General features: G+C 54.4%; 20 protein-coding genes and 1 other RNA gene. 13 read left to right on the top strand and 8 right to left on the bottom strand.

Annotated elements, in window-relative coordinates:
- The first annotated feature begins 53 nt into the window (after positions 1-53).
- The 4 genes from FDX24_RS11855 to FDX24_RS11840 all read left to right on the top strand — a co-directional run bounded on the left by FDX24_RS11855 (position 54) and on the right by FDX24_RS11840 (position 3,559).
- Complete coding sequence (locus tag FDX24_RS11855) at positions 54-914, top strand: small-conductance mechanosensitive channel MscS (RefSeq protein WP_048213184.1); 861 nt, start codon at positions 54-56, stop codon at positions 912-914.
- A 149-nt stretch (positions 915-1,063) separates the two neighbouring features.
- A complete protein-coding gene (gene argO, locus FDX24_RS11850; RefSeq protein WP_003027005.1) occupies positions 1,064-1,699 on the top strand; it encodes an arginine exporter ArgO in 636 nt (211 codons plus the stop codon).
- A 93-nt stretch (positions 1,700-1,792) separates the two neighbouring features.
- Positions 1,793-2,539 carry an oxidative stress defense protein gene (locus FDX24_RS11845; RefSeq protein ID WP_048213183.1) on the top strand — a complete coding sequence of 249 codons (747 nt, stop codon included), beginning with the start codon at positions 1,793-1,795 and terminating at the stop codon, positions 2,537-2,539.
- 123 nt (positions 2,540-2,662) lie between these two features.
- Positions 2,663-3,559, top strand: a complete 897-nt coding sequence (locus tag FDX24_RS11840) for a LysR family transcriptional regulator (protein ID WP_137364350.1) — start codon at positions 2,663-2,665, stop codon at positions 3,557-3,559.
- Here the strand turns inward: FDX24_RS11840 and FDX24_RS11835 are convergent.
- The 5 genes from FDX24_RS11835 to argP all read right to left on the bottom strand — a co-directional run bounded on the left by FDX24_RS11835 (position 3,556) and on the right by argP (position 10,101).
- Complete coding sequence (locus tag FDX24_RS11835; protein ID WP_137364349.1) at positions 3,556-5,022, bottom strand: acetyl-CoA hydrolase/transferase family protein; 1,467 nt, start codon at positions 5,020-5,022, stop codon at positions 3,556-3,558. The two genes, FDX24_RS11840 and FDX24_RS11835, sit on opposite strands and share 4 nt — an antisense overlap.
- A 24-nt stretch (positions 5,023-5,046) precedes the next feature.
- Entirely contained in the window at positions 5,047-5,832 is a 786-nt protein-coding gene (gene scpB / locus FDX24_RS11830; RefSeq protein WP_003026994.1) for a methylmalonyl-CoA decarboxylase, read from the bottom strand.
- 10 nt (positions 5,833-5,842) lie between these two features.
- Positions 5,843-6,838 (bottom strand): methylmalonyl Co-A mutase-associated GTPase MeaB, encoded by a 996-nt coding sequence (gene meaB, locus FDX24_RS11825; RefSeq protein ID WP_137364348.1) that lies wholly within the window; start codon positions 6,836-6,838, stop codon positions 5,843-5,845.
- Positions 6,831-8,975: a methylmalonyl-CoA mutase gene (scpA, locus tag FDX24_RS11820; RefSeq protein WP_115642907.1), complete on the bottom strand. Its 2,145-nt coding sequence runs from the start codon at positions 8,973-8,975 to the stop codon at positions 6,831-6,833. The genes meaB and scpA overlap by 8 nt, the downstream gene beginning before the upstream one ends.
- Positions 8,976-9,207: 232 nt before the next feature.
- A complete protein-coding gene (gene argP / locus FDX24_RS11815) occupies positions 9,208-10,101 on the bottom strand; it encodes a DNA-binding transcriptional regulator ArgP (RefSeq protein WP_003026988.1) in 894 nt (297 codons plus the stop codon).
- A gap of 170 nt (positions 10,102-10,271) precedes the next feature.
- Here argP and rpiA point away from each other — a divergent pair, with 170 nt between their 5' ends.
- Positions 10,272-10,931: a ribose-5-phosphate isomerase RpiA gene (rpiA, locus tag FDX24_RS11810; RefSeq protein WP_086523812.1), complete on the top strand. Its 660-nt coding sequence runs from the start codon at positions 10,272-10,274 to the stop codon at positions 10,929-10,931.
- A 271-nt stretch (positions 10,932-11,202) separates the two neighbouring features.
- A complete protein-coding gene (gene serA, locus FDX24_RS11805; protein WP_115642908.1) occupies positions 11,203-12,435 on the top strand; it encodes a phosphoglycerate dehydrogenase in 1,233 nt (410 codons plus the stop codon).
- 380 nt (positions 12,436-12,815) lie between these two features.
- Here the strand turns inward: serA and FDX24_RS11800 are convergent, their stop codons facing one another.
- The 3 genes from FDX24_RS11800 to zapA form a co-directional block, all read right to left on the bottom strand.
- On the bottom strand, positions 12,816-13,412 hold the full coding sequence (locus tag FDX24_RS11800) for a 5-formyltetrahydrofolate cyclo-ligase (protein ID WP_115642909.1): 597 nt from the start codon (positions 13,410-13,412) through the stop codon (positions 12,816-12,818).
- 19 nt (positions 13,413-13,431) lie between these two features.
- Positions 13,432-13,615, bottom strand: a non-coding RNA gene (gene ssrS, locus FDX24_RS11795) — 6S RNA.
- 41 nt (positions 13,616-13,656) lie between these two features.
- Positions 13,657-13,986 carry a cell division protein ZapA gene (gene zapA / locus FDX24_RS11790; RefSeq protein WP_003026980.1) on the bottom strand — a complete coding sequence of 110 codons (330 nt, stop codon included), beginning with the start codon at positions 13,984-13,986 and terminating at the stop codon, positions 13,657-13,659.
- A 167-nt stretch (positions 13,987-14,153) separates the two neighbouring features.
- On the opposite strand from zapA, the gene FDX24_RS11785 reads away from it, so the two are divergent.
- The 7 genes from FDX24_RS11785 to gcvP all read left to right on the top strand — a co-directional run bounded on the left by FDX24_RS11785 (position 14,154) and on the right by gcvP (position 23,588).
- Positions 14,154-14,732 carry a YecA family protein gene (locus tag FDX24_RS11785; protein WP_086523442.1) on the top strand — a complete coding sequence of 193 codons (579 nt, stop codon included), beginning with the start codon at positions 14,154-14,156 and terminating at the stop codon, positions 14,730-14,732.
- A 24-nt stretch (positions 14,733-14,756) separates the two neighbouring features.
- Positions 14,757-16,082 (top strand): Xaa-Pro aminopeptidase, encoded by a 1,326-nt coding sequence (pepP, locus tag FDX24_RS11780; protein WP_137364347.1) that lies wholly within the window; start codon positions 14,757-14,759, stop codon positions 16,080-16,082.
- Positions 16,079-17,257, top strand: coding sequence for a 2-octaprenyl-6-methoxyphenyl hydroxylase (ubiH, locus tag FDX24_RS11775; RefSeq protein WP_115642911.1), 1,179 nt, complete (start codon positions 16,079-16,081; stop codon positions 17,255-17,257). The genes pepP and ubiH overlap by 4 nt, the downstream gene beginning before the upstream one ends.
- 115 nt (positions 17,258-17,372) lie before the next feature.
- The gene (gene ubiI, locus FDX24_RS11770) at positions 17,373-18,575 is read left to right on the top strand and encodes an FAD-dependent 2-octaprenylphenol hydroxylase (protein ID WP_115642912.1); all 1,203 of its coding nucleotides are present in this window, start codon (positions 17,373-17,375) and stop codon (positions 18,573-18,575) included.
- 452 nt (positions 18,576-19,027) lie between these two features.
- The gene (gene gcvT, locus FDX24_RS11765; protein WP_048213171.1) at positions 19,028-20,122 is read left to right on the top strand and encodes a glycine cleavage system aminomethyltransferase GcvT; all 1,095 of its coding nucleotides are present in this window, start codon (positions 19,028-19,030) and stop codon (positions 20,120-20,122) included.
- Positions 20,123-20,147: 25 nt separating this feature from the next.
- Positions 20,148-20,537 carry a glycine cleavage system protein GcvH gene (gene gcvH / locus FDX24_RS11760; protein WP_005123344.1) on the top strand — a complete coding sequence of 130 codons (390 nt, stop codon included), beginning with the start codon at positions 20,148-20,150 and terminating at the stop codon, positions 20,535-20,537.
- 177 nt (positions 20,538-20,714) lie between these two features.
- Positions 20,715-23,588: an aminomethyl-transferring glycine dehydrogenase gene (gcvP, locus tag FDX24_RS11755; RefSeq protein WP_137364346.1), complete on the top strand. Its 2,874-nt coding sequence runs from the start codon at positions 20,715-20,717 to the stop codon at positions 23,586-23,588.
- The last annotated feature ends 29 nt before the right edge of the window (positions 23,589-23,617 follow it).

Here is a 23,617-nt window from a genome sequence, read left to right as displayed (position 1 = left end):
CCGTCAGGGCGGCTTTATTTCTCCCGTTTGGGTAAGCAAAAAAGGAATAGTGAATGGAAGATTTGAATGTTGTCGACAGCATAAACGGTGCGGGCACCTGGCTGGTGCGTAACCAGGAACTGCTGTTGAGCTATGCCGTCAACATCGTTGCGGCCATCGCGATTGTCATTATCGGTATGATCGTGGCGCGCATCGTATCAAATACCGTTAACCGCCTGATGCTGGCGCGTAAAATTGATGCCACAGTTGCTGACTTCCTCTCTGCACTGGTGCGTTACGGTATTATCGCGTTCACGCTGATTGCCGCGCTGGGCCGCGTTGGGGTGCAAACTGCCTCCGTGATCGCCGTTCTCGGTGCCGCAGGTTTAGCCGTCGGTCTGGCGTTGCAAGGCTCGCTGTCTAACCTCGCCGCAGGTGTCCTGCTGGTAATGTTCCGTCCGTTCCGTGCGGGTGAGTATGTCGATCTCGGCGGCGTGGCCGGAACCGTGCTCAATGTGCAGATTTTCTCCACCACTATGCGCACCGTTGACGGTAAGATTGTTGTGATCCCAAACGGTAAAATTATTGCCGGGAACATCATTAACTTCTCTCGTGAGCCGGTTCGACGTAACGAATTTATTATCGGTGTGGCTTACGACTCCGATATCGATCTGGTGAAAAAAATCCTCACCGATATCATTCAGTCGGAAGATCGCATTCTTAAAGACCGTGAAATGACTGTGCGCCTGAATGAGCTGGGGGCTTCCTCAATTAATTTCGTCGTACGCGTCTGGAGCAACAGCAGCGATCTGCAAAGCGTCTACTGGGATGTGCTGGAACGCATTAAGCGCGAGTTCGATGCCAATGGTATCAGCTTCCCGTATCCGCAGATGGATGTGAACTTCAAGCGTGTGAAAGAGAGTACGGCAGAGTAATTACGCGCCCGGAGGCGCTTTTGCTTTCCGGGCCGATAAAACTTTCTTTCCATTAATTTCCCTAATCTGCGATTAAAATTATCAATTTCCGCTAATGATTTTCCCGCGCTATAGTCTGCTCCTAAGAGAAACAGTTCGGGATGATTAACGTGTTATCGTATTACTTTCAAGGGCTTGCACTTGGTGCGGCCATGATACTTCCGCTTGGTCCACAAAATGCCTTCGTGATGAACCAGGGAATTCGCCGCCAGTATCACATCATGATTGCTTTACTCTGTGCTATCAGCGATTTAGTGCTGATCTGCGCCGGTATCTTTGGCGGTAGCGCTTTGCTGATGCAGTCGCCGTGGTTGATGGCGCTGGTCACCTGGGGCGGAGTGGCGTTTCTGCTCTGGTACGGTTTTGGCGCGTTAAAAACGGCGATGAGCAGTAATCTGGAACTGGCCAGCGCCGAGGTAATGAAGCAGGGGCGTTGGAAAATCATAGCCACCATGCTGGCGGTAACCTGGCTAAACCCACATGTTTATCTGGATACCTTTGTGGTGCTGGGGAGTCTGGGGGGCCAACTGGACGTTGAGCCTAAGCGCTGGTTTGCGCTGGGAACCGTCAGCGCTTCGTTCCTGTGGTTTTTTGGTCTGGCATTGCTGGCGGCCTGGCTGGCTCCGCGTCTGCGTACTGCTAAAGCGCAGCGCATCATCAATACGCTGGTAGGATTAGTGATGTGGTTTATCGCTTTTCAGCTGGCAAAAGAAGGTGTTGCGCACGTTCATGCGTTGTTCAACTAAGTGTTGTCTGATGGACAACGCAGCGAGATCGGCTAAGCTTGCCTGCATGTGCCCTGAGTTTCGGGGTAATTAATGAAACATGGAGGAACGACCGTGAAGTTCAAAATAATGGCCCTGGCGGCATTAGTCGGATTCAGCGCACTATCGGTACAGGCAAATGAGTTGCCAAATGGACCGCACATCGTGACTTCCGGAACAGCAAGCGTGGATGCGACACCAGACATCGCCACGCTGGCAATTGAAGTGAACGTTGCTGCCAAGGATGCGGCCTCAGCTAAGAAGCAGGCCGATGAGCGCGTGGCGCAATATCTGTCCTTCCTTGAACAAAACCAGATAGCGAAGAAGGATATTAACGCTGCAAACCTGCGTACCCAGCCGGACTACGACTACCAGAACGGTAAAAGTATCCTCAAAGGGTATCGTGCGGTGCGCACCGTTGAAGTCACGCTGCGTCAGCTGGACAAACTCAACGCGCTGCTCGATGGCGCGCTGAAGGCGGGTCTGAATGAGATCCGTTCGGTATCACTGGGCGTTGCTCAACCGGATGCTTACAAAGATAAAGCGCGTAAAGCGGCAATTGATGATGCCATTCATCAGGCTGAACAGCTGGCTGCGGGCTTCAATAGCAAACTTGGCCCGGTGTACAGCGTGCGCTACCACGTTTCCAATTATCAGCCGAGCCCGATGGTACGGATGATGAAAGCAGATGCGGCACCTGCTACCTCTGCTCAGGAAACCTACGAACAGCCGGTTATTCAGTTTGACGATCAGGTTGATGTCGTCTTCCAGATTGAGCCGACGGCGGGGCAACCAGCCGCAACGCCTGCCAAAACTCAGTAATTGTTGCAGACCCGGCTTTCCAGCCGGGTTTTTTCTGTGAGCAACTGTAAAAATGAGACTTCACATCCGGTCTTTTTTTTCGCCGTAATGAGGATAGGCCATAGCGATTTTTAAGGGGACGCTATGGATATTTTTATCTCGAAAAAGATGCGTAATTTCATTCTGCTGGCGCAAACCAATAACATCGCCAGAGCGGCAGAAAAAATACATATGACCGCATCGCCCTTCGGTAAAAGCATTGCCGCACTGGAAGATCAAATCGGCTATACGCTGTTTACCCGCAAAGATAACAACATCAGCCTGAATAAAGCAGGACAGGAGTTGTATCAGAAGCTGTTTCCCGTTTATCAGCGCCTCTCTGCCATTGATAACGAAATCCATAACGCCTCTCGCCGCTCGCGGGAAATCGTTATCGGCATCGACAATACCTACCCAACGATTATTTTTGACCAGTTGATTAGCCTTGGTGACAAGTATGACGGTGTGACGGCTCAGGCCGTTGAATTCAGCGAGAATGGGGTGATTGATAACCTGTTCGATCGCAAACTGGATTTTATTATCTCGCCACAGCACGTTTCCCCCCGCGTGCAGGAGCTGGAAAACCTGGCGATCAGCGAACTGCCTCCGCTGCGCCTGGGGTTTCTCGTTTCCCGGCGCTATGAAGAAAAACAGCCGCAGGATCTGCTGCGCGAGCTGCCCTGGCTGCAAATGCGCTTCCAGAATCGCGCCAACTTTGAGGCGATGCTGGATGCCTACATGCGACCCTGCGGGATCAACCCGACGATAATCTATCGTCCGTACAGCTTTATGGCCAAGATTAGCGCGGTGGAGCGCGGGCAGTTTTTGACGGTGATCCCTCACTTCGCCTGGCGGCTGGTGAACCCGTCGACGCTGAAATATTTCGACGCGCCCGGCAGTCCAATGTATATGCAGGAGTTTCTCTATTCGCTGAAAAATCATCGCTATACCGCCACCATGCTCCAGCATATTGCTGAAGATCGTGACGGTACGGCAAACTAACCTAGCATCGAGCCTGTTTCGAGCAGGTTGCGATGCAGATCGAACGCATGGCTGAGATCGTGATGGATATGCCCGCCGGGCGCTTTTTCCAGATAGCGGTGCAAATAATCTCTGTAAAGCGGATGCGCACAGTTATTGATAATCGTGTGCGCCCGCTGCATCGGAGATAGCCCACGCAGATCGGCAATCCCTTGTTCGGTCACGATCACTTTAACGCTATGTTCGCTGTGGTCGACATGGCTGCACATCGGTACGATGGTTGAGATTTTCCCGCCTTTGGCAATCGACGGCGCCATAAAGATAGACAGGTAGGCGTTGCGCTCGAAATCCCCGCTGCCGCCGATGCCATTCATCAGGTTCACCCCCGCAACGTGCGTGGAATTGGCATGACCGTAGATATCAAACTCCAGACCAACGTTGAGCGCAATGACGCCCAGCCGACGAATGATTTCCGGGTTATTGGAAATCTCCTGCGGGCGCAGCACAATCCGGCTGGCGAAGAAGTCCATGTTGTCGTAAATCTTCTGTAGCGACGGGGCTGAAATGGTCAGGCTGGAGGCGCTGGCACCGGTTATCTTGCCCGTTTCCAGCAGATGCACCACCGACTCCTGCAACACCTCCGAATACATCATAAAGGGCGGGATATCCGGGTTCTCGCCCAGTCGCGCCATTACCGCGTTGTTGATATTACCCACGCCGCTTTGTAAGGGCAGAAACTCAGCAGGAATGCGTTTGTGCGCCATTTCTGCCAGCAGGAAAGAGACCACGTTATCGGCAATTTGTTGGCTGACTGGATTGGTTTTATCCGATGCATTTCCTGCATCGGGCAGTTCGGTATCCACCACCGCAACCACCTTTTTGGGGTCTATCTGTACGCACTGACTGCCAACGCGATCCATGGTATGAAAAATGGGTACGCTGTTACGCCGCGGCGGCGCGCCGGGTATCACGATATCGGCAAACTCTGCCACGCGCGGATTATGGTAATGATTCAATTCAATGATCACTTTTTTCGCCCGCAGCAGCCAGGTGGGGGCATTACCGATACCGCTGGACAGCCAAATCCGGCCGTCAGGCGCAATAGCGGAGGCTTCAATAACGGCAATGTCGATCTCGCCAAAAAAGCCATAATTAACCATCTGCGCCACTTCGCTCAAATGGAGATCGACAAACCTCACCTGGCCCTGATTAATTTTGTCGCGCAGGCCCGATGACGTTTGATAAGGCGCACGCCAGGAAACGGCATCCGCCGCGGATAGTACATCATCAGCGGCGGCGCCAATTGATGCTCCGGTCAGCAGGCGGATCTGAAAAGTCTGTCCGTTCTGATGCTGTTCGCAGGCGCGTTGGGCAATTGTGGTGGGTAACGCTTTTGGCGAACCCGCGGGGGTAAAGCCGCTAAACGCCACCATATCATCGTGCTGGATAATTTCTGCCGCCTGTTCGGCGCTCATCCGTTTCATGGCCGTCTCCTTCCTCAGACGTGATTAATGGCCGACAAAATTAGGTTTACGTTTTTCCATAAATGCGTTCATCCCTTCCTGATAATCCTCGCTGTCGTACACCGCGCGGCGCATGCCCTGAATGCGCTCGAATTCGTCTGAGTTCATGGTGTGTGCTTCACCCAGCACGCGCAGCTCTTCTTTAATGACGGCGATCGCCAGCGGCGCTTTCTCCGAGATGTGGTGTGCCATTTGCAGGGTGAAATCTTCCAGTTCGTCTACAGGAACCACATGGTTGAGGATCCCGACGGCCATCGCACGCTGAGCGGTAATCGGCGAAGCGGTAAAAATCAGCTCTTTAACGATATGGAACCCAGCATCGCGGGTCAGGTTGTGGATGCCGACCAGGTTATACGGCACGCCGAGGTTGACCGGCGTCATCGAGAAGGTAGAGGTTTCAGCGGCGATGATGAGATCAGAACTCATGATCATTTCAAACGCGCCGCCCCAGACGCTTCCCTCAACCATGGAGATCACCGGTTTTGGATATTTTTGGATCATGCGGGTTATCTGACGCAGCGGATCGTCATAGGAGAGCGGATCGCGACGTCCGGTCGGGAGTTCATGAATATCATGCCCGGCAGAAAACACTTTGGCCCCGCTCGGGGCGCGCAGAATGATGCAGCGAATGTCCGCACGATTGAGATCGCTCAGCGCCTGCATCAGATCGTCAATAAACACTTTACTCAGGGCATTGAGCTTGCGGGCGTAATTGAACTCAATAACCGCGACTTTCTGGATGATGACCACGTTGACGTATTGATAAGACATAATGTTCTCTTTAGTGAAAGTAATGATGCTGGATAAATTCGCTGATGTGCCGCAGACCGGTGCGCGGCGACAGATCGTTATTTTTGACGGCCTGTAGCGTCTGCTGGAAATAGCGGTCGAAATCAGTCCGCGCAAACAGCAGATGCAGGGCTTCTTCTTCAGCCTGCTGGTGTAACCAGTCCACCGCCTGCTGCTGGCGGACTTTTTCCAGTCGACCACTGGCGGTAAGGCACGTTTTAAAGTCGGTTATCGCCTGCCAGACCTCCTCAATACCGCGTTTTTCCAGCGCGCTACAGGTCAGAACCTGCGGCTGCCACTCGTCATATTTGCGGCGCAGAATATGTAGGGCGGATTCGTACATATGGCGGGCGATGGCCACGCTGGCATGGTTCTCGCCGTCGTCCTTGTTGATGACGACCAGATCCGCCATTTCCATCAGACCTTTCTTGATGCCCTGCAAATCATCACCACCGCCGGCGATTTGCAGTGAGATAAAGCAATCCACCATGCCTGCGACTTCGGTTTCTGACTGCCCAACGCCGACGGTTTCCACAATCACCACGTCAAAGCCAGCCGCTTCGCAAAGCAGCATTAATTCGCGGGCGCGCTGGCTGGCTCCGCCTAAATGACCGCTGGAAGGGACCGGGCGAATAAACGCAGACTCGGCGCGAGACAGCTCCGTCATGCGGGTTTTATCGCCAAGAATGCTGCCGCCGCTGACCGGACTGCTGGGATCGACGGCGATCACCGCCACCCGTAATCCGTGACGGATTAACAGCATGCCGAATGCTTCCAGAAAGGTGCTTTTGCCCGCGCCCGGCGTACCGGTTATCCCCAAACGCAGGGCGTTACCGGTGAACGGCATAATTGCGTCCAGCAACTGCGTACTCAGCGGCTGGTGGCGCGGGTGATTGCTTTCGACCAGCGTCATCGCCTGGGCGAGCGTAGCCCGTTCGCCAAGTCGCAAACGACGGACGGTATCCTCAAGCGTGGCGGCGTTAATCATGATGCTGACTGATACGGGTTAATACGTCGCGAACGCTGTCGAGCATTGGCGTGCCGGGGCCATAAATGGCGGCCACGCCATGCTCGTGCAGGAAAGCGTAATCCTGTGGCGGAATAACGCCTCCTGCTACCACGCAGATATCTTCACGCCCCCATTTTTTGAGCGCGGTAACCAGTTCCGGGATCAGCGTTTTATGACCCGCCGCCAGTGACGATGCGCCTATTACATGCACATCGTTTTCTACCGCCAGACGGGCGATCTCTTCTGGTGTGGAGAACATCGGACTGAGGTCAACATCGAAGCCGAGATCGGAGTAGGCGCTGGCGATCACTTTCGCGCCGCGATCGTGGCCATCCTGACCCATCTTGGCGATCAGAATGCGCGGTCGGCGACCATTTTCCGCGAGGAACTGTTCGGTTTGCGCAACGATGGCGTCGAACTCATCGGCGGATTTTTCGGACTGGTGATAGCTTTGCGCAATCACGCCGGTGACGCACTGGCTGGGAACCAGATAGCGGTCAAAAGCGCTTTCCAGCGCGTCGGAGATCTCACCAAGCGTGGCGCGAACGCGGGCGGCGTTAACGGCGGCGGCCAACAGGTTTTCATTATGCTGTGCGGCGTGGGTCAGCACGGATAACGCGGCGTTAACGGCATCATTGTCGCGGGTGGCGCGGATATGCTGCAACGAGGCAATTTGCTCGTTGCGTACCTTCACGTTGTCGATTTCCAGTACCGACGTTTCGTCTTCTTTATCCAGCTTGTATTTGTTCACGCCGACGATAACGCGTTTACCCTGGTCGATCAGCGACTGCTCGCGCGCGGAAGCTTCTTCGATCATCCGTTTAGGGAGCCCGGCTTCGATCGCTTTCGCCATGCCGCCTGCCTCATCAATTTGTTTGATGATCGTGCGCGCCTGCTTCACAATTTGATCGGTGAGCGATTCGACGTAATACGATCCGGCCAGCGGATCGACGGTGCGGCAGATCTCTGACTCTTCCTGAATGATGATCTGTGTATTACGCGCGATGCGGGCCGAGAAATCGGTGGGTAGCCCGAGCGCCTCATCAAAGGCGTTGGTATGCAGAGACTGGGTACCGCCAAGCGTAGCGCCGAGCGCTTCAATGGTCGTGCGGATCACGTTGTTGTAAGGATCCTGCTCGGTCAGACTCCAGCCGGAGGTCTGGCAATGGGTACGCAGAGCGAGAGATTTCGGGTTGTTTGCGCCAAAACCGCTGACTGCTTCACTCCACAAATAGCGAGCCGCGCGCAGCATGGCGACGTTCATAAACAGATCCATGCCGATGCCGAAGAAGAATGACAGGCGCGGCGCGAAGTCATCAATTTTCAGCCCGGCAGACAGCGCGGCTTTGATGTACTCAATGCCGTCAGCCAGCGTAAACGCCACCTGCTGGACGCAGTTCGCCCCGGCTTCCCCCATGTGATAACCGCTGATGCTGATGGTGTTAAAGCGCGGCATGTTGCCGGAACACCAGGCGATGATGTCGGCGATGATACGCATTGAAGGTTTTGGCGGGTAAATGTAGGTGTTGCGGCACAGGTACTCTTTCAGAATATCGTTCTGAATGGTTCCGGTGAGTTGCTCCGGCGTTACGCCTTGTTCTTCTGCAGCGACGATATAAAACGCCAGTACCGGCAGCACCGCGCCGTTCATGGTCATTGATACCGACATCTTATCCAGCGGAATCTGGTCGAACAGCACCTTCATATCTTCGACAGTATCGATCGCCACGCCCGCTTTGCCGACGTCACCTGCCACGCGCGGGTTGTCAGAGTCATAGCCGCGATGGGTGGCAAGGTCAAAGGCGACGGAAAGCCCTTTTTGCCCGGCGGCGAGATTGCGGCGGTAAAAGGCGTTGGACTCTTTGGCGGTAGAGAAACCGGCGTACTGGCGAATGGTCCACGGCTGCGCGGTATACATGGTGGCGCGCGGGCCACGCACGTAAGGCGGCAGACCGGGGAGGGTGCCCGTGACTTCCAGATTATCGAGGTCCGCTTCGGTGTACAGCGGTTTGATGGCAATCCCTTCCGCCGTCTGTCTTTCCAGCGACTCAACGGTTTTTTCCCGTCGACTGAGTTCTTTGTTGGCGAGTGTTTGCCACTCCTGCACGTTTGCCATTTTTTGCTCCGTATTACGCAATAAGTTGAATCTTTGCGAATACGGTGTGCTTTTTCATTTGGCTTGTCGCCAGCAAAAAATAGCCAACAGGACGTCGTTTTTTGCCGCGTGGCGTGTTTTATTTTGTGATGTATTTCAAAGACGTGGCGGGAATAGCATGAAAAGAGGGTAAAGGCTTGTAGGCCGGATAAGGCGTTACGCCGCCATCCGGCACTCTGGAGCAATAAACGGTTTAATCCTGACGCAACACCTTGTGCCCGTATTCCAGCAGCGCGTCGGTAACGTTGCGCATCATGCGGCTTTCCGGTGCAAAACGGTGCCAGTACAGCATCCGACGCTGGAACAGACCTGGCGTTAAGTCGATCAGCTCGCCGCTTTCCAGCTCTTTCTCAATCTGTAAGTGCGGGATCATGCAGCAGGTGGTGCCCTGACGGGCCAACTGGACGAAGGCTTCAGACGAGTTAACGATGTGGCACGGCACGCTGCCCGGCGGCAGGTCGAAGTTTTGTTGCAGGAACGCCTGGTGCATATCATCAAGATGGTCAAACGCTACCGCCGGGGCTTTCAGCAGGGCGGAGCGGGTGACGCCGTTAGGGAAATAACGTTCGGCGAAAGGTTTCGAGCCAACAAACAGGTAGTCCAGCGCGCCGAGTTTATCCACCAGACAGCTTGGCAGCGCCTGATGTTGGATACTCACCGCACCGACCACTTCACCACGACGCAGACGTTCCTGGGTGCGGGTTTCATCTTCAACCTGCAGATTCAGGCGAATCGGCGAATTAGCCAGTACCGGGGCCAGCGCCGGAAGTAACCAGGTTGCCAGGCTGTCGGCGTTCACCGCCAGAGAAAGCAGCAGCGGCGTCGAGCCGGTTTGTTCATCACCCAGCCACTCGTCTTCCAGCAGTTCAACCTGGCGCAGAAGTGCCAGAAGCTTTTGTCCTTGTTCGGTAGGGCGCGGGGGGACGGTACGCACCAGCAGCGGTTGTCCGAACATATTCTCAAGCTGTTTTATGCGCTGTGAAACCGCGGATTGCGTGATGCACAGCTTTTGCGCCGCGCGCTCAAATCCTCGTTCACGAATAACCGCATCCAGTGCTTGTAGTGTTCTGTAGTCCGGACGTTTCATTGCTTTGACGCACTCCTGAAATTTTTGCTTGTTCTGCACTATGACACAAATTTAGGTTGGGTAAAGACGAAATCCGCCGCTTGCGAGCGGGTGTGGGAACATTTTTCTGCACAATGTTCTATAATGCGCGTGAATTTTCCCACCATATTCACACCACAGGCGAAACGATCATGACGCAGGATGAACTGAAAAAAGCAGTAGGATGGGCGGCACTTCAGTATGTACAGCCCGGCACCATTGTGGGCGTAGGTACCGGTTCAACAGCCGCACACTTTATTGATGCGCTGGGCACAATGAAAGGTCAGATTGAAGGTGCGGTATCCAGTTCGGACGCTTCAACCGAAAAACTCAAAAGCCTTGGCATCCACGTGTTCGATCTTAACGAGGTGGACAGCCTTGGCGTATACGTTGACGGCGCGGATGAAATCAACGGCCACATGCAGATGATCAAGGGCGGCGGTGCAGCGTTGACCCGTGAAAAAATCATTGCTTCGGTGGCGAAGAAATTTATCTGCATCGCGGACGCGTCCAAAGAAGTCGATATTCTTGGTAACTTCCCGCTGCCGGTGGAAGTGATCCCAATGGCGCGCAGCGCAGTCGCGCGTCAACTGGTGAAGTTGGGCGGCCGTCCTGAATACCGTCAGGGCGTGGTGACGGACAACGGTAACGTGATCCTCGATGTGCACGGTCTGGAGATCCTTGACGCCGTGGCGCTGGAAAACGCCATCAATGCGATTCCGGGCGTAGTAACCGTAGGTCTGTTCGCCAACCGTGGTGCGGATGTGGCGCTGATTGGCACACCGGACGGCGTGAAAACTATCGTAAAATGATCTGATGGGAGCGTCTTCTCCCGTTAAAAAAATTTTGGCAGGGCAAATTTGGTGACTTGTGTCACGTTTATAATATTGTCCTGCCGATCCCTCCAAAGAAAAAGTTATCGCCAGTATATTCCTCTGACAATTCCCGCTGAATGACATTTCCTCAGCACGGCGACGCAAACGTTCATATTGCCGCAATATTATTTTTTGATATGTTGAAGAGGCGGATGAAAATCCCACACACAACACATCAGTTTGAACAAAAAAAGACAGGGTCGGGGAAATGGCAAAGGTATCACTGGAGAAAGAGAAGATTAAATTTCTGCTGGTAGAAGGCGTGCATCAAAAAGCACTCGAAAGCCTTCGTGCAGCAGGTTATACCAACATCGAGTTTCACAAAGGCGCTCTGGACACTGAACAACTGAAAGAGTCCATCCGTGATGCCCACTTCATTGGCCTGCGATCCCGTACCCATCTGACTGAAGATGTGATTGACGCCGCAGAGAAACTGGTCGCGATTGGCTGCTTCTGTATCGGCACCAATCAGGTTGATCTGTCTGCTGCGGCAAAGCGCGGGATCCCTGTGTTTAACGCGCCATTCTCTAACACGCGTTCTGTTGCCGAACTGGTGATTGGCGAACTACTGCTACTGCTACGCGGTGTACCCGAAGCGAACGCCAAAGCGCACCGCGGCGTGTGGAATAAACTGGCTACCGGCTCGTTTGAAGCGCGTGGCAAAAAACTGGGGATCATCGGCTACGGTCACATTGGTACTCAGCTAGGCATTCTGGCGGAATCGCTGGGGATGCACGTCTACTTCTATGATATTGAAAATAAACTACCGCTGGGCAACGCCACGCAGGTACAGCATCTTTCCGACCTGCTGAATATGAGCGATGTGGTTAGCCTCCACGTGCCGGAAAATGCCTCCACCAAAAATCTGATGGGTGCGCATGAGATTGCGCTGATGAAACCAGGTGCACTGCTGATCAACGCCGCACGCGGTACGGTTGTCGATATTCCTGCGCTGTGTGATGCGCTGGCAACGAAACATCTGGCGGGAGCGGCCATCGACGTCTTCCCAACGGAGCCAGCTTCTAACAGCGATCCTTTCACCTCGCCGCTGTGTGATTTTGATAACGTGATCCTGACGCCGCATATTGGTGGTTCCACGCTGGAAGCGCAGGAAAACATCGGCCTTGAAGTGGCGGGTAAACTGACCAAGTATTCCGACAACGGTTCTACGCTGTCTGCAGTTAACTTCCCGGAAGTGTCGCTGCCGCTGCACGGTGGTCGTCGTCTGATGCACATTCACGAAAACCGTCCAGGCGTACTGACGGCGCTGAACCAGATTTTTGCCGAGCAGGGCGTCAACATTGCCGCGCAGTATCTGCAGACTTCCGCACAGGTAGGTTACGTGGTTATTGATATTGAAGCGGATGAAGATGTGGCGGAGAAAGCGCTGCTGGCGATGAAAGCCCTTCCGGGAACCATTCGCGCCCGTCTGCTGTACTGATTTCCTTTACATGGGCAGGCAATTGACCTGCCCATCTTTCCTCTGATTTTCCTGCCTCAAATCTCTTCCTGTAACGCATACATTCTGTTTTCGAGCCTTGCCGCAATTGGCAACTAAAGGCAGCGTTGCGTGTTGTACAGCAGTAAAAGGAATTTACGATAGGGGCTCAGCATAGTGCTGAAACGGGAAAGCCCCTACCGGAGCAGGGGCTTTAAAAAGGAAAGGGACGATGATGAGATACGTCATCATGCTGCTGATCCTGTTAATCATCGCTTACCCAGCATATTAACAGAGAGTACGCAGGAGGGAGGTTAGCCTCCCTCACCCTTCACCGAGGAATTTAGGTCAAAAAAACGACGCTGTCAATCGCTAAAAAACGGCTACCATTGCCAAATTTTTGATGGCGTCACCACCGCAGGCAGCGGGATATCCCACTCTTCAACCGGCAACTTCTCGACTAACTGGCAGTCATGCGCGTAGCCCACAGGCTGGATCTTATGTTGCTGCCAGTTTTGTAGCGTACGGTCGTAAAATCCGCCGCCCATGCCCAGGCGTTGCCCGTATTCATCAAACGCCACTAACGGTGTAATCAGTACATCCAGCTTTGACAGCGGCAATACGTCACGTACATCAAGTCGTGGTTCCTGGATCTTTAAGCGATTGGTCACCAGGTCGCTGTGCGGATGATAGTGCAGGAACAGTAAATTACCGGGGCTGAAGGGATGAAGCACCGGAAGATAGACGCGCTTGCCCGCTCGCCACAGCTGTTCGATAAGCGGCTGGGTATCGAGTTCGCCATCGAACGAGAGAAACACCGCCACGGTATGCGCGAGTACAACTGGAGGAAAACTGAGCATTCGGGTCGCGGCCTGCTGACCGTACTGATGCTGCTGCTCAGAGGTAAGCGCACGTCGACGCTGACGAATCAGTTGACGAATTTCTTGCCGGGATAAAGGGAGTTCAGAAAGTAGTGTCATGGCTGTTGCCAGGTAGAAGGGAATCTCCGAGATGCCGCCGCAGGCTGTAACCCTTGAACCCTTGGTTCAAGGTGAATGCGTCGTCACAGTTTTAAGGCTTCTCGGACGGGCCGAGCATGCTCACCAACCATGGAGCGCCACATTCTTGTGGTATGAAATATCGGCTCAGGGGACTGGCCCGCTTGCAAACATCTCAGAGAAATTTTGTCTTCACGGTCACTCTACCACAGTAAACCGAAAAGTGTTATTCAAAGTTTTGGCCCGTTTTTTCGGTTATGCGACCCTGATCAAGCAACGCCTGTTCGATGGTCTGTTGTAGCATCCGAATACGTTGTTCCATGCTCGCCGCGTACTCACGCGTCTTCGCTTTTTCCTGAGTTAATTCATAGCTGATGTTCAATGCGGCGATGAAAACCAACTGCTCAGTATTTGTGACTCTAGTGCGAACTTTCAGATCTTGCAATCGCTGATTGAGATCGTCCGCAGCCTGATTCAACGCATCCCTTTGTTCAGGCGGGCAATTCACTCGCAGTGAACGGCCAAATATTTGGATATCGACGGGTTGTGCAGACATGCCACCTTCCTGCTGATTGACTGCGCTGCCTTCGTCTCCAGACCTTGGGTCCGCGAAGGGGCGACACTATAGCTACCCTGGTATCAAGATACAAGCCCTTTTCTGGTTCACCAGGGTCCAAAGTGGTAGCATACCATGAATATTCCTCCCTTTGATGACGAATGCTTATGTCTATACAGAACGAAATGCCTGGCTACAACGACGTTAGCCAGTTTTTGAACCAACAAGGGGCTGGATTAACCCCGGCCGAAATGCACGGCTTAATCAGCGGAATGATTTGTGGCGGCAACAACGACAGCTCATGGCAGCCGCTGCTGCACGACCTGACGAACGAAGGTCTGGCCTTCGGTCACGAGCTGGCTCAGGCGCTGCTGAAAATGCACTCTGCCACCAGCGATGCGCTGGAAGATGATGGTTTCCTTTTTCAGCTTTATCTGCCTGAAGGCGATGACGTTAGCGTGTTCGATCGCGCCGATGCGCTGGCTGGTTGGGTAAACCACTTTTTGCTGGGCCTCGGTGTGACACAACCGAAGCTCGACAAAGTGACCGGCGAAACCGGGGAAGCGATTGACGACCTGCGTAATATCGCTCAGTTGGGATATGACGAAGACGAAGATCAGGAAGAGTTGGAAATGTCGCTCGAAGAGATCATCGAATACGTGCGTGTAGCCGCCTTGCTGTGTCATGACACGTTTACGCGTCAGCAGCCGACTGCGCCTGAAGTCCGTAAACCGACTCTGCATTAAGAACAAAACGCCAAGGAGAGTGTGATGAGCGAAATATCTCAGCAAGAATTCCAGCGCCGCCGCCAGGCTTTACTGGCACAAATGCAGCCCGGCAGCGCCGCGCTGATTTTTGCCGCGCCTGAAGCGACGCGCAGCGCGGACAGTGAATACCCGTACCGCCAAAGCAGTGATTTCTGGTACTTCACCGGTTTTAACGAACCTGAAGCCGTGCTGGTGCTGATTAAAAGCGATGACACTCATAACCATAGCGTTTTGTTCAATCGGGTTCGCGATCTGACGGCGGAGATCTGGTTTGGCCGTCGTCTTGGTCAGGATGCCGCACCGGCAAAACTCGGCGTTGACCGGGCGCTGGCCTTCAGCGAAATTAACCAACAGCTGCACCTGTTGCTCAATGGCCTGGACGCGGTGTATCACGCACAGGGCGAATATGCCTGGGCTGACGAGATTGTGTGCACGGCGCTGGATAAACTGCGTAAAGGTTCCAGGCAAAATTTGCGCGCGCCTGCCGCGATCATCGACTGGCGTCCAATGGTGCATGAAATGCGCCTGTTCAAATCAGCGGAAGAAATTGCGCTCATGCGCCGTGCCGGAGAGATCACCGCGCTGGCGCATACCCGGGCGATGGAAAAATGCCGTCCGGGAATGTTTGAATACCAGTTAGAAGGGGAGATTCACCACGAGTTTACCCGCCATGGTGCGCGTTATCCGTCCTATAACACGATTGTCGGCAGCGGCGAAAACGGCTGTATCCTGCATTACACCGAAAATGAAAGTGAAATGCGCGATGGCGATCTGGTGCTGATTGACGCCGGGTGTGAATACAAAGGCTATGCGGGCGACATTACGCGTACCTTTCCGGTAAATGGCAAATTTACCCCTGCACAGCGTGAAATCTACGACATCGTACTGGAATCCTTAGAGACCAGCCTGCGCCTGTATCGTCCCGGGACATCCATCCAGGAAGTCACCAGCGAAGTGGTGCGTATCATGATTACCGGCCTGGTGAGGCTTGGCATTCTGCACGGCGAGGTCGATCAACTGATTACCGAAAATGCACACCGACCTTTCTTCATGCACGGGCTTAGTCACTGGCTGGGTCTGGATGTACACGACGTCGGCGTTTATGGTCAGGACCGCTCGCGTATTCTCGAGCCGGGAATGGTGCTTACCGTTGAACCGGGACTGTATATCGCGCCGGACGCCGACGTACCGGCTGCCTATCGTGGTATCGGCATTCGTATTGAAGATGACATCCTTATCACGGAAGACGGCAATGAAAACCTGACCGCCAGCGTGGTGAAGAAAGCGGATGACATTGAAGCCCTGATGGCTGCGGCGCGACTGCAATGAGCGTGATTATCGTTGGTGGTGGTATGGTTGGCGCGACGCTGGCGCTGGCCATTTCAGAGCTTAGCCATGGGACGCTGCCAGTTCATCTGATAGAAGCAAGCGCGCCTGACTCTGATCGCCATCCGGGGTTTGATGCCCGGGCGATCGCGCTGGCGGCAGGGACCTGCCAACAGCTGGCGCGAATTGGCATATGGCAGGCGATTGCCGATTGCGCAACGGCGATCAAAACCGTTCACGTCAGCGATCGCGGCCATGCCGGATTTGTAACGCTGGATGCGCAGGAATACCGTATTCCTGCGCTGGGGCAAGTTGTAGAGCTGCACGATGTCGGGCTACGTCTGTTTGCGCTACTGCGTAAAGCGCCGGGCGTCACGCTGCACTGCCCCGACCGCGTAGCCAGCGTGTCACGCACGCAGGAGCGCGTGGAAGTTACGCTGGAAAATGGCGAAATGATTGATGGCCGCCTGCTGGTGGCCGCCGACGGTACGCGCTCCGCACTGGCTACCGCCTGCGGCGTTGACTGGCAGCAACAGCCCTATGAGCAACTGGCGGTAATTGCCAACGTCACAACCTCTGTGCCGCACGACGGTCGAGCGTTTGAACGTTTCACGCAATATGGCCCGCTGGCAATGCTGCCCATGTCTGATGGTCGCTGCTCGCTGGTGTGGTGCCATCCGCTGGAACGGCGCGATGAGATTCTGGCCTGGTCCGACGAACGGTTTTGCCGTGAACTGCAAACCGCGTTTGGCTGGCGACTGGGACGTATTACCCAGGCCGGTAAACGCAACGCCTATCCGCTTTCGTTAACCTCGGCGCAAAAAGCGATTACCCATCGAACCGTGCTGGTAGGGAACGCCGCCCAGACGCTGCACCCCATTGCCGGACAAGGTTTCAACCTTGGTCTGCGTGATGTGATGAGCCTGGCTGAAACGTTGACCCAGGCGCAGAACAGCGGGGAAGATGTCGGTGATTATGCGGTGCTGGCACGCTATCAGCATCGCCGCGAACGCGATCGCGAAACGACGATTGGCGTGACTAATAATTTGGTGTATCTGTTTGCCAATCGCTGGGCCCCGCTGGTTGTTGGACGAAATGTCGGGCTGATGGCGATGGAATTATTTACCCCTGCGCGCGATGCGCTGGCGGAGCGAACCCTCGGTTGGGTTGCGCGATAAATATGACCTGTAGGCCGGATAAGGCAAAGCCGCCATCCGGCAAGGGTCTCCGCAAAAATGCCTGATGGCGCTGCGCTTATCAGGCCTACGGATCACAGGTTTTGAGGTATAAACAGTGCAAAGTGTTGATGTAGCAATTGTGGGTGGCGGCATGGTGGGACTGGCGGTTGCCTGCGGCTTGCAGGGCAGCGGGTTGCGCGTTGCGGTGTTGGAACAACATGTCCCGCAGCCGTTGGCGGCGGATGCTCCTCCTCAGCTTCGTGTTTCGGCCATTAATGCCGCCAGCGAAAAACTGCTGACCCGTCTTGGCGTCTGGTCCGATATTGTAGCCCGTCGCGCTTGCTGCTACCACGGCATGGAAGTCTGGGACAAAGACAGCTTTGGACGTATTGCGTTTGATGACCAGAGCATGGGCTACAGCCATTTGGGGCACATTGTCGAAAACTCAGAGATTCATTATGCGCTGTGGCAAAAGGCGCAGCGTTCAGCGGATATTACGCTGCTGGCACCCGCTGAATTACAGCAGGTGGCCTGGGGTGAGAACGAGGCATTTTTGACCCTGAAAGATGGCGCAATGCTGACGGCACGCCTGGTCGTCGGTGCCGATGGCGCTAACTCCTGGCTGCGCAACAAAGCGGATATTCCGCTCACCTTCTGGGATTATCGTCATCATGCGCTGGTGGCGACAATCCGTACGCAGGAAGCCCACGGTGCGGTTGCGCGTCAGGCGTTTCATGGTGAGGGTATCCTGGCATTCCTGCCGCTCAGCGATCCACACCTGTGTTCTATCGTCTGGTCGCTCTCGCCGCAGGAAGCAGAACGTATGCAGCAGGTAAGCGTAGACGAATTCAATCAGGCGCTGAATATCGCTTTTGATAATCGCCTGGGGCTGTGCAGCCTTGAGAGCGAACGCCAGACGTTTCCGCTGACTGGACGCTATGCCCGCCAGTTTGCCGCCCATCGTATGGCCCTGGTGGGTGATGCGGCGCATACCATCCATCCGCTGGCGGGTCAGGGGGTAAACCTTGGCTTCATGGATGCGGCAGAGCTGATCGACGAGCTTAAGCGGCTACAGCGTCAGGGCAAAGATATTGGTCAGTACCTCTATCTGCGCCGTTATGAACGTAGCCGTAAGCACAGCGCAGCGCTGATGTTGGCGGGGATGCAGGGTTTCCGTGAGCTGTTTGCAGGCGAGAATCCGGCGAAAAAACTGCTGCGTGATATTGGTCTGAAACTGGCCGATACCCTGCCAGGCGTAAAACCGCAACTCATCCGCCAGGCGATGGGACTGAACGATCTTCCTGAGTGGCTACGCTAGTGTCCGTAAGGACAATCTTAAGAGTTTGAAACCCGTCACACTTTCCTCTCCCGGCCTGCGCGCCGGGATGGTTCTCTCATTTGAAATAATCTAATTCCACGCCTTTTTTCGCATTAGTTTTTTTAATATTACGTTTTTTTCATAACGCCATTTTTGACATTTTTTCCACATTTAATGTGGATTGGTGCTGTAAGTTTGCGCTTATCTTTGTTTGTTATTCTGGTTTCTTACTATATACATGGAGTTTTATTCTGTTGTCGATCTAGCTGTTTTTCGCCATAAGCTAATGTGATGGTTAATTTTGACTTATGGTTTAGCGTCTGTTTCGGTGGTAAGTTCAGGACAAAGAGAACGTTTGCGTCGTAGCCCCTGGAGCGGCTGCGGTGCTGGGTTTCGTGGCGAAAATTTCACCGCGAAAGAGTTGGTAGCCCCGCTTATTCAACGAGGAAAAGATGGCTCAACAGACTCCTTTGTACGAACAACACACGCTATGTGGCGCGCGCATGGTCGATTTCCATGGCTGGATGATGCCACTGCATTACGGTTCTCAGCTCGATGAACACCATGCTGTTCGCACCGATGCCGGAATGTTTGATGTGTCGCATATGACCATCGTCGACCTGCGCGGTAGCCGCACCCGGGAGTTCTTGCGTTATCTGCTGGCAAACGACGTCGCGAAGCTAACGAAGACAGGCAAAGCCCTCTACTCCGGTATGCTCAACGCGTCGGGCGGCGTGATAGATGACCTGATTGTCTACTACTTCACTGAAGACTTCTTCCGCCTCGTTGTAAACTCCGCCACCCGCGAAAAAGACCTCTCCTGGATTACCCAACACGCTGAACCATACGCTATCGACATCACCGTTCGTGACGACCTGTCGCTGATCGCGGTACAGGGACCAAACGCGCAGGCAAAAGCAGCCACCCTGTTTACTGACGAGCAACGCCATGCAGTTGAAGGTATGAAACCTTTCTTCGGCGTTCAGGCGGGTGACTTGTTTATCGCAACCACTGGTTATACCGGCGAAGCGGGATATGAAATTGCCATGCCGAATGAAAAGGCCGCGGATTTCTGGCGTGCGCTGGTCGAAGCCGGTGTTCAGCCTTGCGGTCTGGGCGCGCGTGATACGCTGCGTTTAGAAGCTGGTATGAACCTGTACGGTCAGGAGATGGACGAAGGCATTTCTCCGCTGGCGGCCAACATGGGCTGGACCATCGCGTGGGAACCGGTCGATCGCGACTTTATCGGTCGGGATGCGCTGGAAATGCAGCGTGAAAAAGGCCACGAACAGCTGGTTGGGCTGGTGATGACCGAGAAAGGTGTGCTGCGTAATGAGCTGCCGGTGCGTTTCACCGATGCTTCCGGCAACCAGCAGGAAGGCATTATCACCAGCGGGACATTCTCCCCAACCCTGGGTTACAGCATCGCGCTGGCTCGTGTCCCTGCGGGTATCGGCGACACGGCGATTGTGCAAATTCGTAACCGCGAAATGCCGGTAAAAGTGACTAAACCTGTTTTTGTGCGTAACGGCAAAGCCGTCGCGTAATTCATCCTTTTTTGGAGATTGATTGATGAGCAACGTACCTGCAGAACTGAAATACAGCAAAGAACATGAATGGCTGCGCAAAGAAGCTGACGGTTCTTACACCGTTGGTATCACCGAACACGCTCAGGAGCTGTTAGGTGACATGGTTTTCGTTGACCTGCCCGAAGTTGGCTCAACCGTCAGCGCGGGCGATGATTGTGCCGTTGCGGAGTCCGTAAAAGCGGCATCCGATATCTATGCGCCAGTAGGTGGTGAGATTGTGGCGGTTAACGACGCGCTCAGCGACTCCCCGGAACTGGTCAACAGCGAGCCATATGCGGGTGGCTGGATTTTCAAAATCAAAGCCAGCGATGAAAGCGAAATTGAATCGCTGCTGGATGCGACCGCATATGAAGCATTGTTAGAAGACGAGTAAATACGCTTCATCCTTCACGTTGCAGGTGTGTTGGCTTCCTCGCTTACCCCAGTCACTTACTTATGTAAGCTCCTGGGGATGTGCTGCGTCGCCGCCGTCCTGCAACGCGAATTATTTTGCGTATTCAGGTAAGTAGAGACACCTACGATTCACTGCACGTTTCAGGAACCATCGCCCATGACACAGACGTTAAGCCAGCTTGAAAACAGCGGCGCTTTCATTGAACGCCACATCGGACCGGACGCAGCGCAGCAGCAAGAGATGCTGAATGCGGTTGGCGCCGAGTCGTTAAACGCGCTGATCGGCCAGATTGTGCCGAAAGACATTCAGCTCGCAACCCCGCCGCAGGTTGGCGAGGCGGCGACCGAATACGCTGCGCTGGCTGAATTAAAAGCCATCGCCGGGCGTAACAAGCGCTTCACGTCCTACATTGGCATGGGCTACACCGCCGTGCAGTTGCCACCGGTTATCCTGCGTAACATGCTGGAAAACCCAGGTTGGTACACCGCATACACGCCGTATCAGCCGGAAGTCTCTCAGGGACGTCTGGAAGCACTGCTGAACTTCCAGCAGGTGACGCTGGATCTGACCGGTCTGGATATGGCCTCCGCCTCTCTGCTGGATGAAGCCACTGCGGCGGCTGAAGCCATGGCGATGGCCAAACGCGTCAGTAAACTGAAAAATGCCAACCGTTTCTTTGTGGCGGCTGATGTTCATCCACAAACGCTGGACGTTGTACGCACCCGTGCAGAAACCTTTGGCTTTGACGTCATAGTTGATGACGCGGCGAAAGCGCTGGATCACCAGGATGTGTTTGGCGTGCTGCTGCAACAGGTTGGCACCACCGGTGAAGTGCACGACTACAGCGCACTGATTGCTGAGCTGAAATCCCGTAAAGTTGTGGTCAGCGTCGCTGCCGACTTTATGGCGTTGGTACTGTTGACTGCACCGGGCAAACAGGGTGCGGATATCGTTTTCGGCTCTGCACAACGCTTCGGCGTACCGATGGGTTACGGTGGTCCACACGCGGCATTCTTCGCCGCTAAAGACGAATTCAAACGCTCCATGCCAGGCCGTATTATCGGCGTCTCCAAAGATGCGGCGGGCAATACCGCACTGCGCATGGCGATGCAGACTCGTGAGCAGCATATCCGCCGCGAGAAAGCGAACTCCAACATTTGTACCTCGCAGGTCCTGCTGGCCAACATCGCCAGTCTGTATGCTGTTTATCATGGTCCGGTTGGCCTGAAACGCATTGCTAATCGCATCCACCGCCTGACTGATATCCTGGCAGCCGGTCTGCAACAGAAAGGGCTGAAGCTGCGTCACGCGCACTACTTCGACACTCTGTGTGTTGAAGTGGCCGACAAAGCGGCGGTGCTGGCGCGTGCCGAAGCGGCAGAAATCAACCTGCGTAGCGATATCCATAACGCGGTAGGTATTACGCTCGATGAAACCACCACCCGTGAAAACGTGGTGCAGTTGTTCAATGTTCTGCTGGGTGACAGTCACGCTCTGAACATCGATACGCTGGATAAAGACGTGGCGCTCGACAGCCGTTCTATTCAGGAAAGCATGCTGCGTGACGATGCGATCCTCAGCCATCCGGTGTTCAACCGCTACCACAGCGAAACCGAGATGATGCGCTACATGCACTCACTGGAGCGTAAAGATCTGGCGCTGAATCAGGCAATGATCCCGCTGGGTTCCTGCACCATGAAACTCAACGCCGCTGCCGAGATGATCCCTATCACCTGGCCTGAATTCGCTGAGCTGCATCCGTTCTGCCCGCCAGAGCAGGCTGAAGGTTATCACCAGATGATCGGCCAGCTTTCCGAGTGGCTGGTAAAACTGACCGGTTATGATGCCGTCTGCATGCAGCCGAACTCCGGCGCGCAGGGCGAGTATGCGGGTCTGCTGGCGATTCGTCATTATCACGAAAGCCGTAACGAAGGTCATCGCGATATCTGCCTGATCCCGGCCTCTGCCCACGGTACTAACCCGGCATCTGCACAGATGGCGGGTATGCAGGTCATGGTTGTCGCCTGTGATAAGAACGGCAACATCGACCTGGACGATCTGCGAGCAAAAGCAGAACAACATGCCGACAACCTTTCTTGCATCATGGTGACCTACCCATCCACCCACGGCGTTTATGAAGAAACGATCCGTGAAGTGTGCGACGTTGTGCACCAGTTCGGCGGCCAGGTTTACCTTGATGGCGCGAACATGAACGCTCAGGTTGGGATCACCACGCCGGGCTTTATTGGCGCAGATGTCTCGCACCTCAACCTGCATAAAACATTCTGCATTCCGCACGGCGGCGGCGGCCCAGGTATGGGACCGATCGGCGTTAAATCGCATCTGGCGCCGTTTGTACCGGGCCACAGCGTAGTGCAGATTGAAGGAATGCTGACCCGTCAGGGCGCAGTTTCTGCGGCGCCGTTCGGTAGCGCATCCATTCTGCCAATCAGTTGGATGTACATCCGTATGATGGGCGCAGAAGGTCTGAAGCAGGCAAGCCAGGTGGCGATCCTTAACGCTAACTACATTGCCAGCCGTCTGAAAGATGCTTATCCGGTACTGTATACCGGTCGCGATGGTCGCGTGGCGCATGAATGTATTCTCGACATTCGCCCACTGAAAGAAGAGACCGGCATCAGCGAACTGGATATTGCCAAGCGCCTAATCGATTACGGTTTCCATGCACCGACTATGTCATTCCCGGTCGCGGGTACCCTGATGGTTGAACCGACAGAATCTGAAAGCAAAGTGGAACTGGATCGCTTTATCAATGCGATGCTGGCAATCCGCGCTGAGATCGATCGCGTGAAAGCCGGTGAATGGTCACTGGAAGATAACCCACTGGTTAACTCACCGCACACGCAAAACGAGCTGGTAGCGGAGTGGAATCACGGTTATAGCCGCGAAATCGCCGTCTTCCCGGTGGGTGTGGCGAACAAATACTGGCCAACCGTGAAACGCCTTGATGACGTTTACGGTGACCGTAACCTGTTCTGCTCCTGCGTACCGATGAGCGAATATCAGTAATCTGCTGATTCGACTATCTTTTAAAGGCG

Source organism: Citrobacter sp. wls716, assembly GCF_005280975.1.
Classification (GTDB): Bacteria; Pseudomonadota; Gammaproteobacteria; order Enterobacterales; family Enterobacteriaceae; genus Citrobacter; species Citrobacter youngae.
The sequence above is the reverse complement of the archived record's forward strand: the minus strand, read 5'-3'. Positions and strand labels throughout refer to the sequence as shown.

Coding starts and splice junctions, on each gene's coding strand:
- FDX24_RS11855 (WP_048213184.1), top strand. CDS start 54: ATGGAAGATTTGAATGTTGTCGACAGCATAAACGGTGCGGGCACCTGG.
- FDX24_RS11840 (WP_137364350.1), top strand. CDS start 2,663: ATGGATATTTTTATCTCGAAAAAGATGCGTAATTTCATTCTGCTGGCG.
- FDX24_RS11835 (WP_137364349.1), bottom strand. CDS start 5,022: ATGAAACGGATGAGCGCCGAACAGGCGGCAGAAATTATCCAGCACGAT.
- scpB (WP_003026994.1), bottom strand. CDS start 5,832: ATGTCTTATCAATACGTCAACGTGGTCATCATCCAGAAAGTCGCGGTT.
- meaB (WP_137364348.1), bottom strand. CDS start 6,838: ATGATTAACGCCGCCACGCTTGAGGATACCGTCCGTCGTTTGCGACTT.
- scpA (WP_115642907.1), bottom strand. CDS start 8,975: ATGGCAAACGTGCAGGAGTGGCAAACACTCGCCAACAAAGAACTCAGT.
- argP (WP_003026988.1), bottom strand. CDS start 10,101: ATGAAACGTCCGGACTACAGAACACTACAAGCACTGGATGCGGTTATT.
- rpiA (WP_086523812.1), top strand. CDS start 10,272: ATGACGCAGGATGAACTGAAAAAAGCAGTAGGATGGGCGGCACTTCAG.
- serA (WP_115642908.1), top strand. CDS start 11,203: ATGGCAAAGGTATCACTGGAGAAAGAGAAGATTAAATTTCTGCTGGTA.
- FDX24_RS11800 (WP_115642909.1), bottom strand. CDS start 13,412: ATGACACTACTTTCTGAACTCCCTTTATCCCGGCAAGAAATTCGTCAA.
- zapA (WP_003026980.1), bottom strand. CDS start 13,986: ATGTCTGCACAACCCGTCGATATCCAAATATTTGGCCGTTCACTGCGA.
- FDX24_RS11785 (WP_086523442.1), top strand. CDS start 14,154: ATGTCTATACAGAACGAAATGCCTGGCTACAACGACGTTAGCCAGTTT.
- pepP (WP_137364347.1), top strand. CDS start 14,757: ATGAGCGAAATATCTCAGCAAGAATTCCAGCGCCGCCGCCAGGCTTTA.
- ubiH (WP_115642911.1), top strand. CDS start 16,079: ATGAGCGTGATTATCGTTGGTGGTGGTATGGTTGGCGCGACGCTGGCG.
- gcvT (WP_048213171.1), top strand. CDS start 19,028: ATGGCTCAACAGACTCCTTTGTACGAACAACACACGCTATGTGGCGCG.
- gcvH (WP_005123344.1), top strand. CDS start 20,148: ATGAGCAACGTACCTGCAGAACTGAAATACAGCAAAGAACATGAATGG.
- gcvP (WP_137364346.1), top strand. CDS start 20,715: ATGACACAGACGTTAAGCCAGCTTGAAAACAGCGGCGCTTTCATTGAA.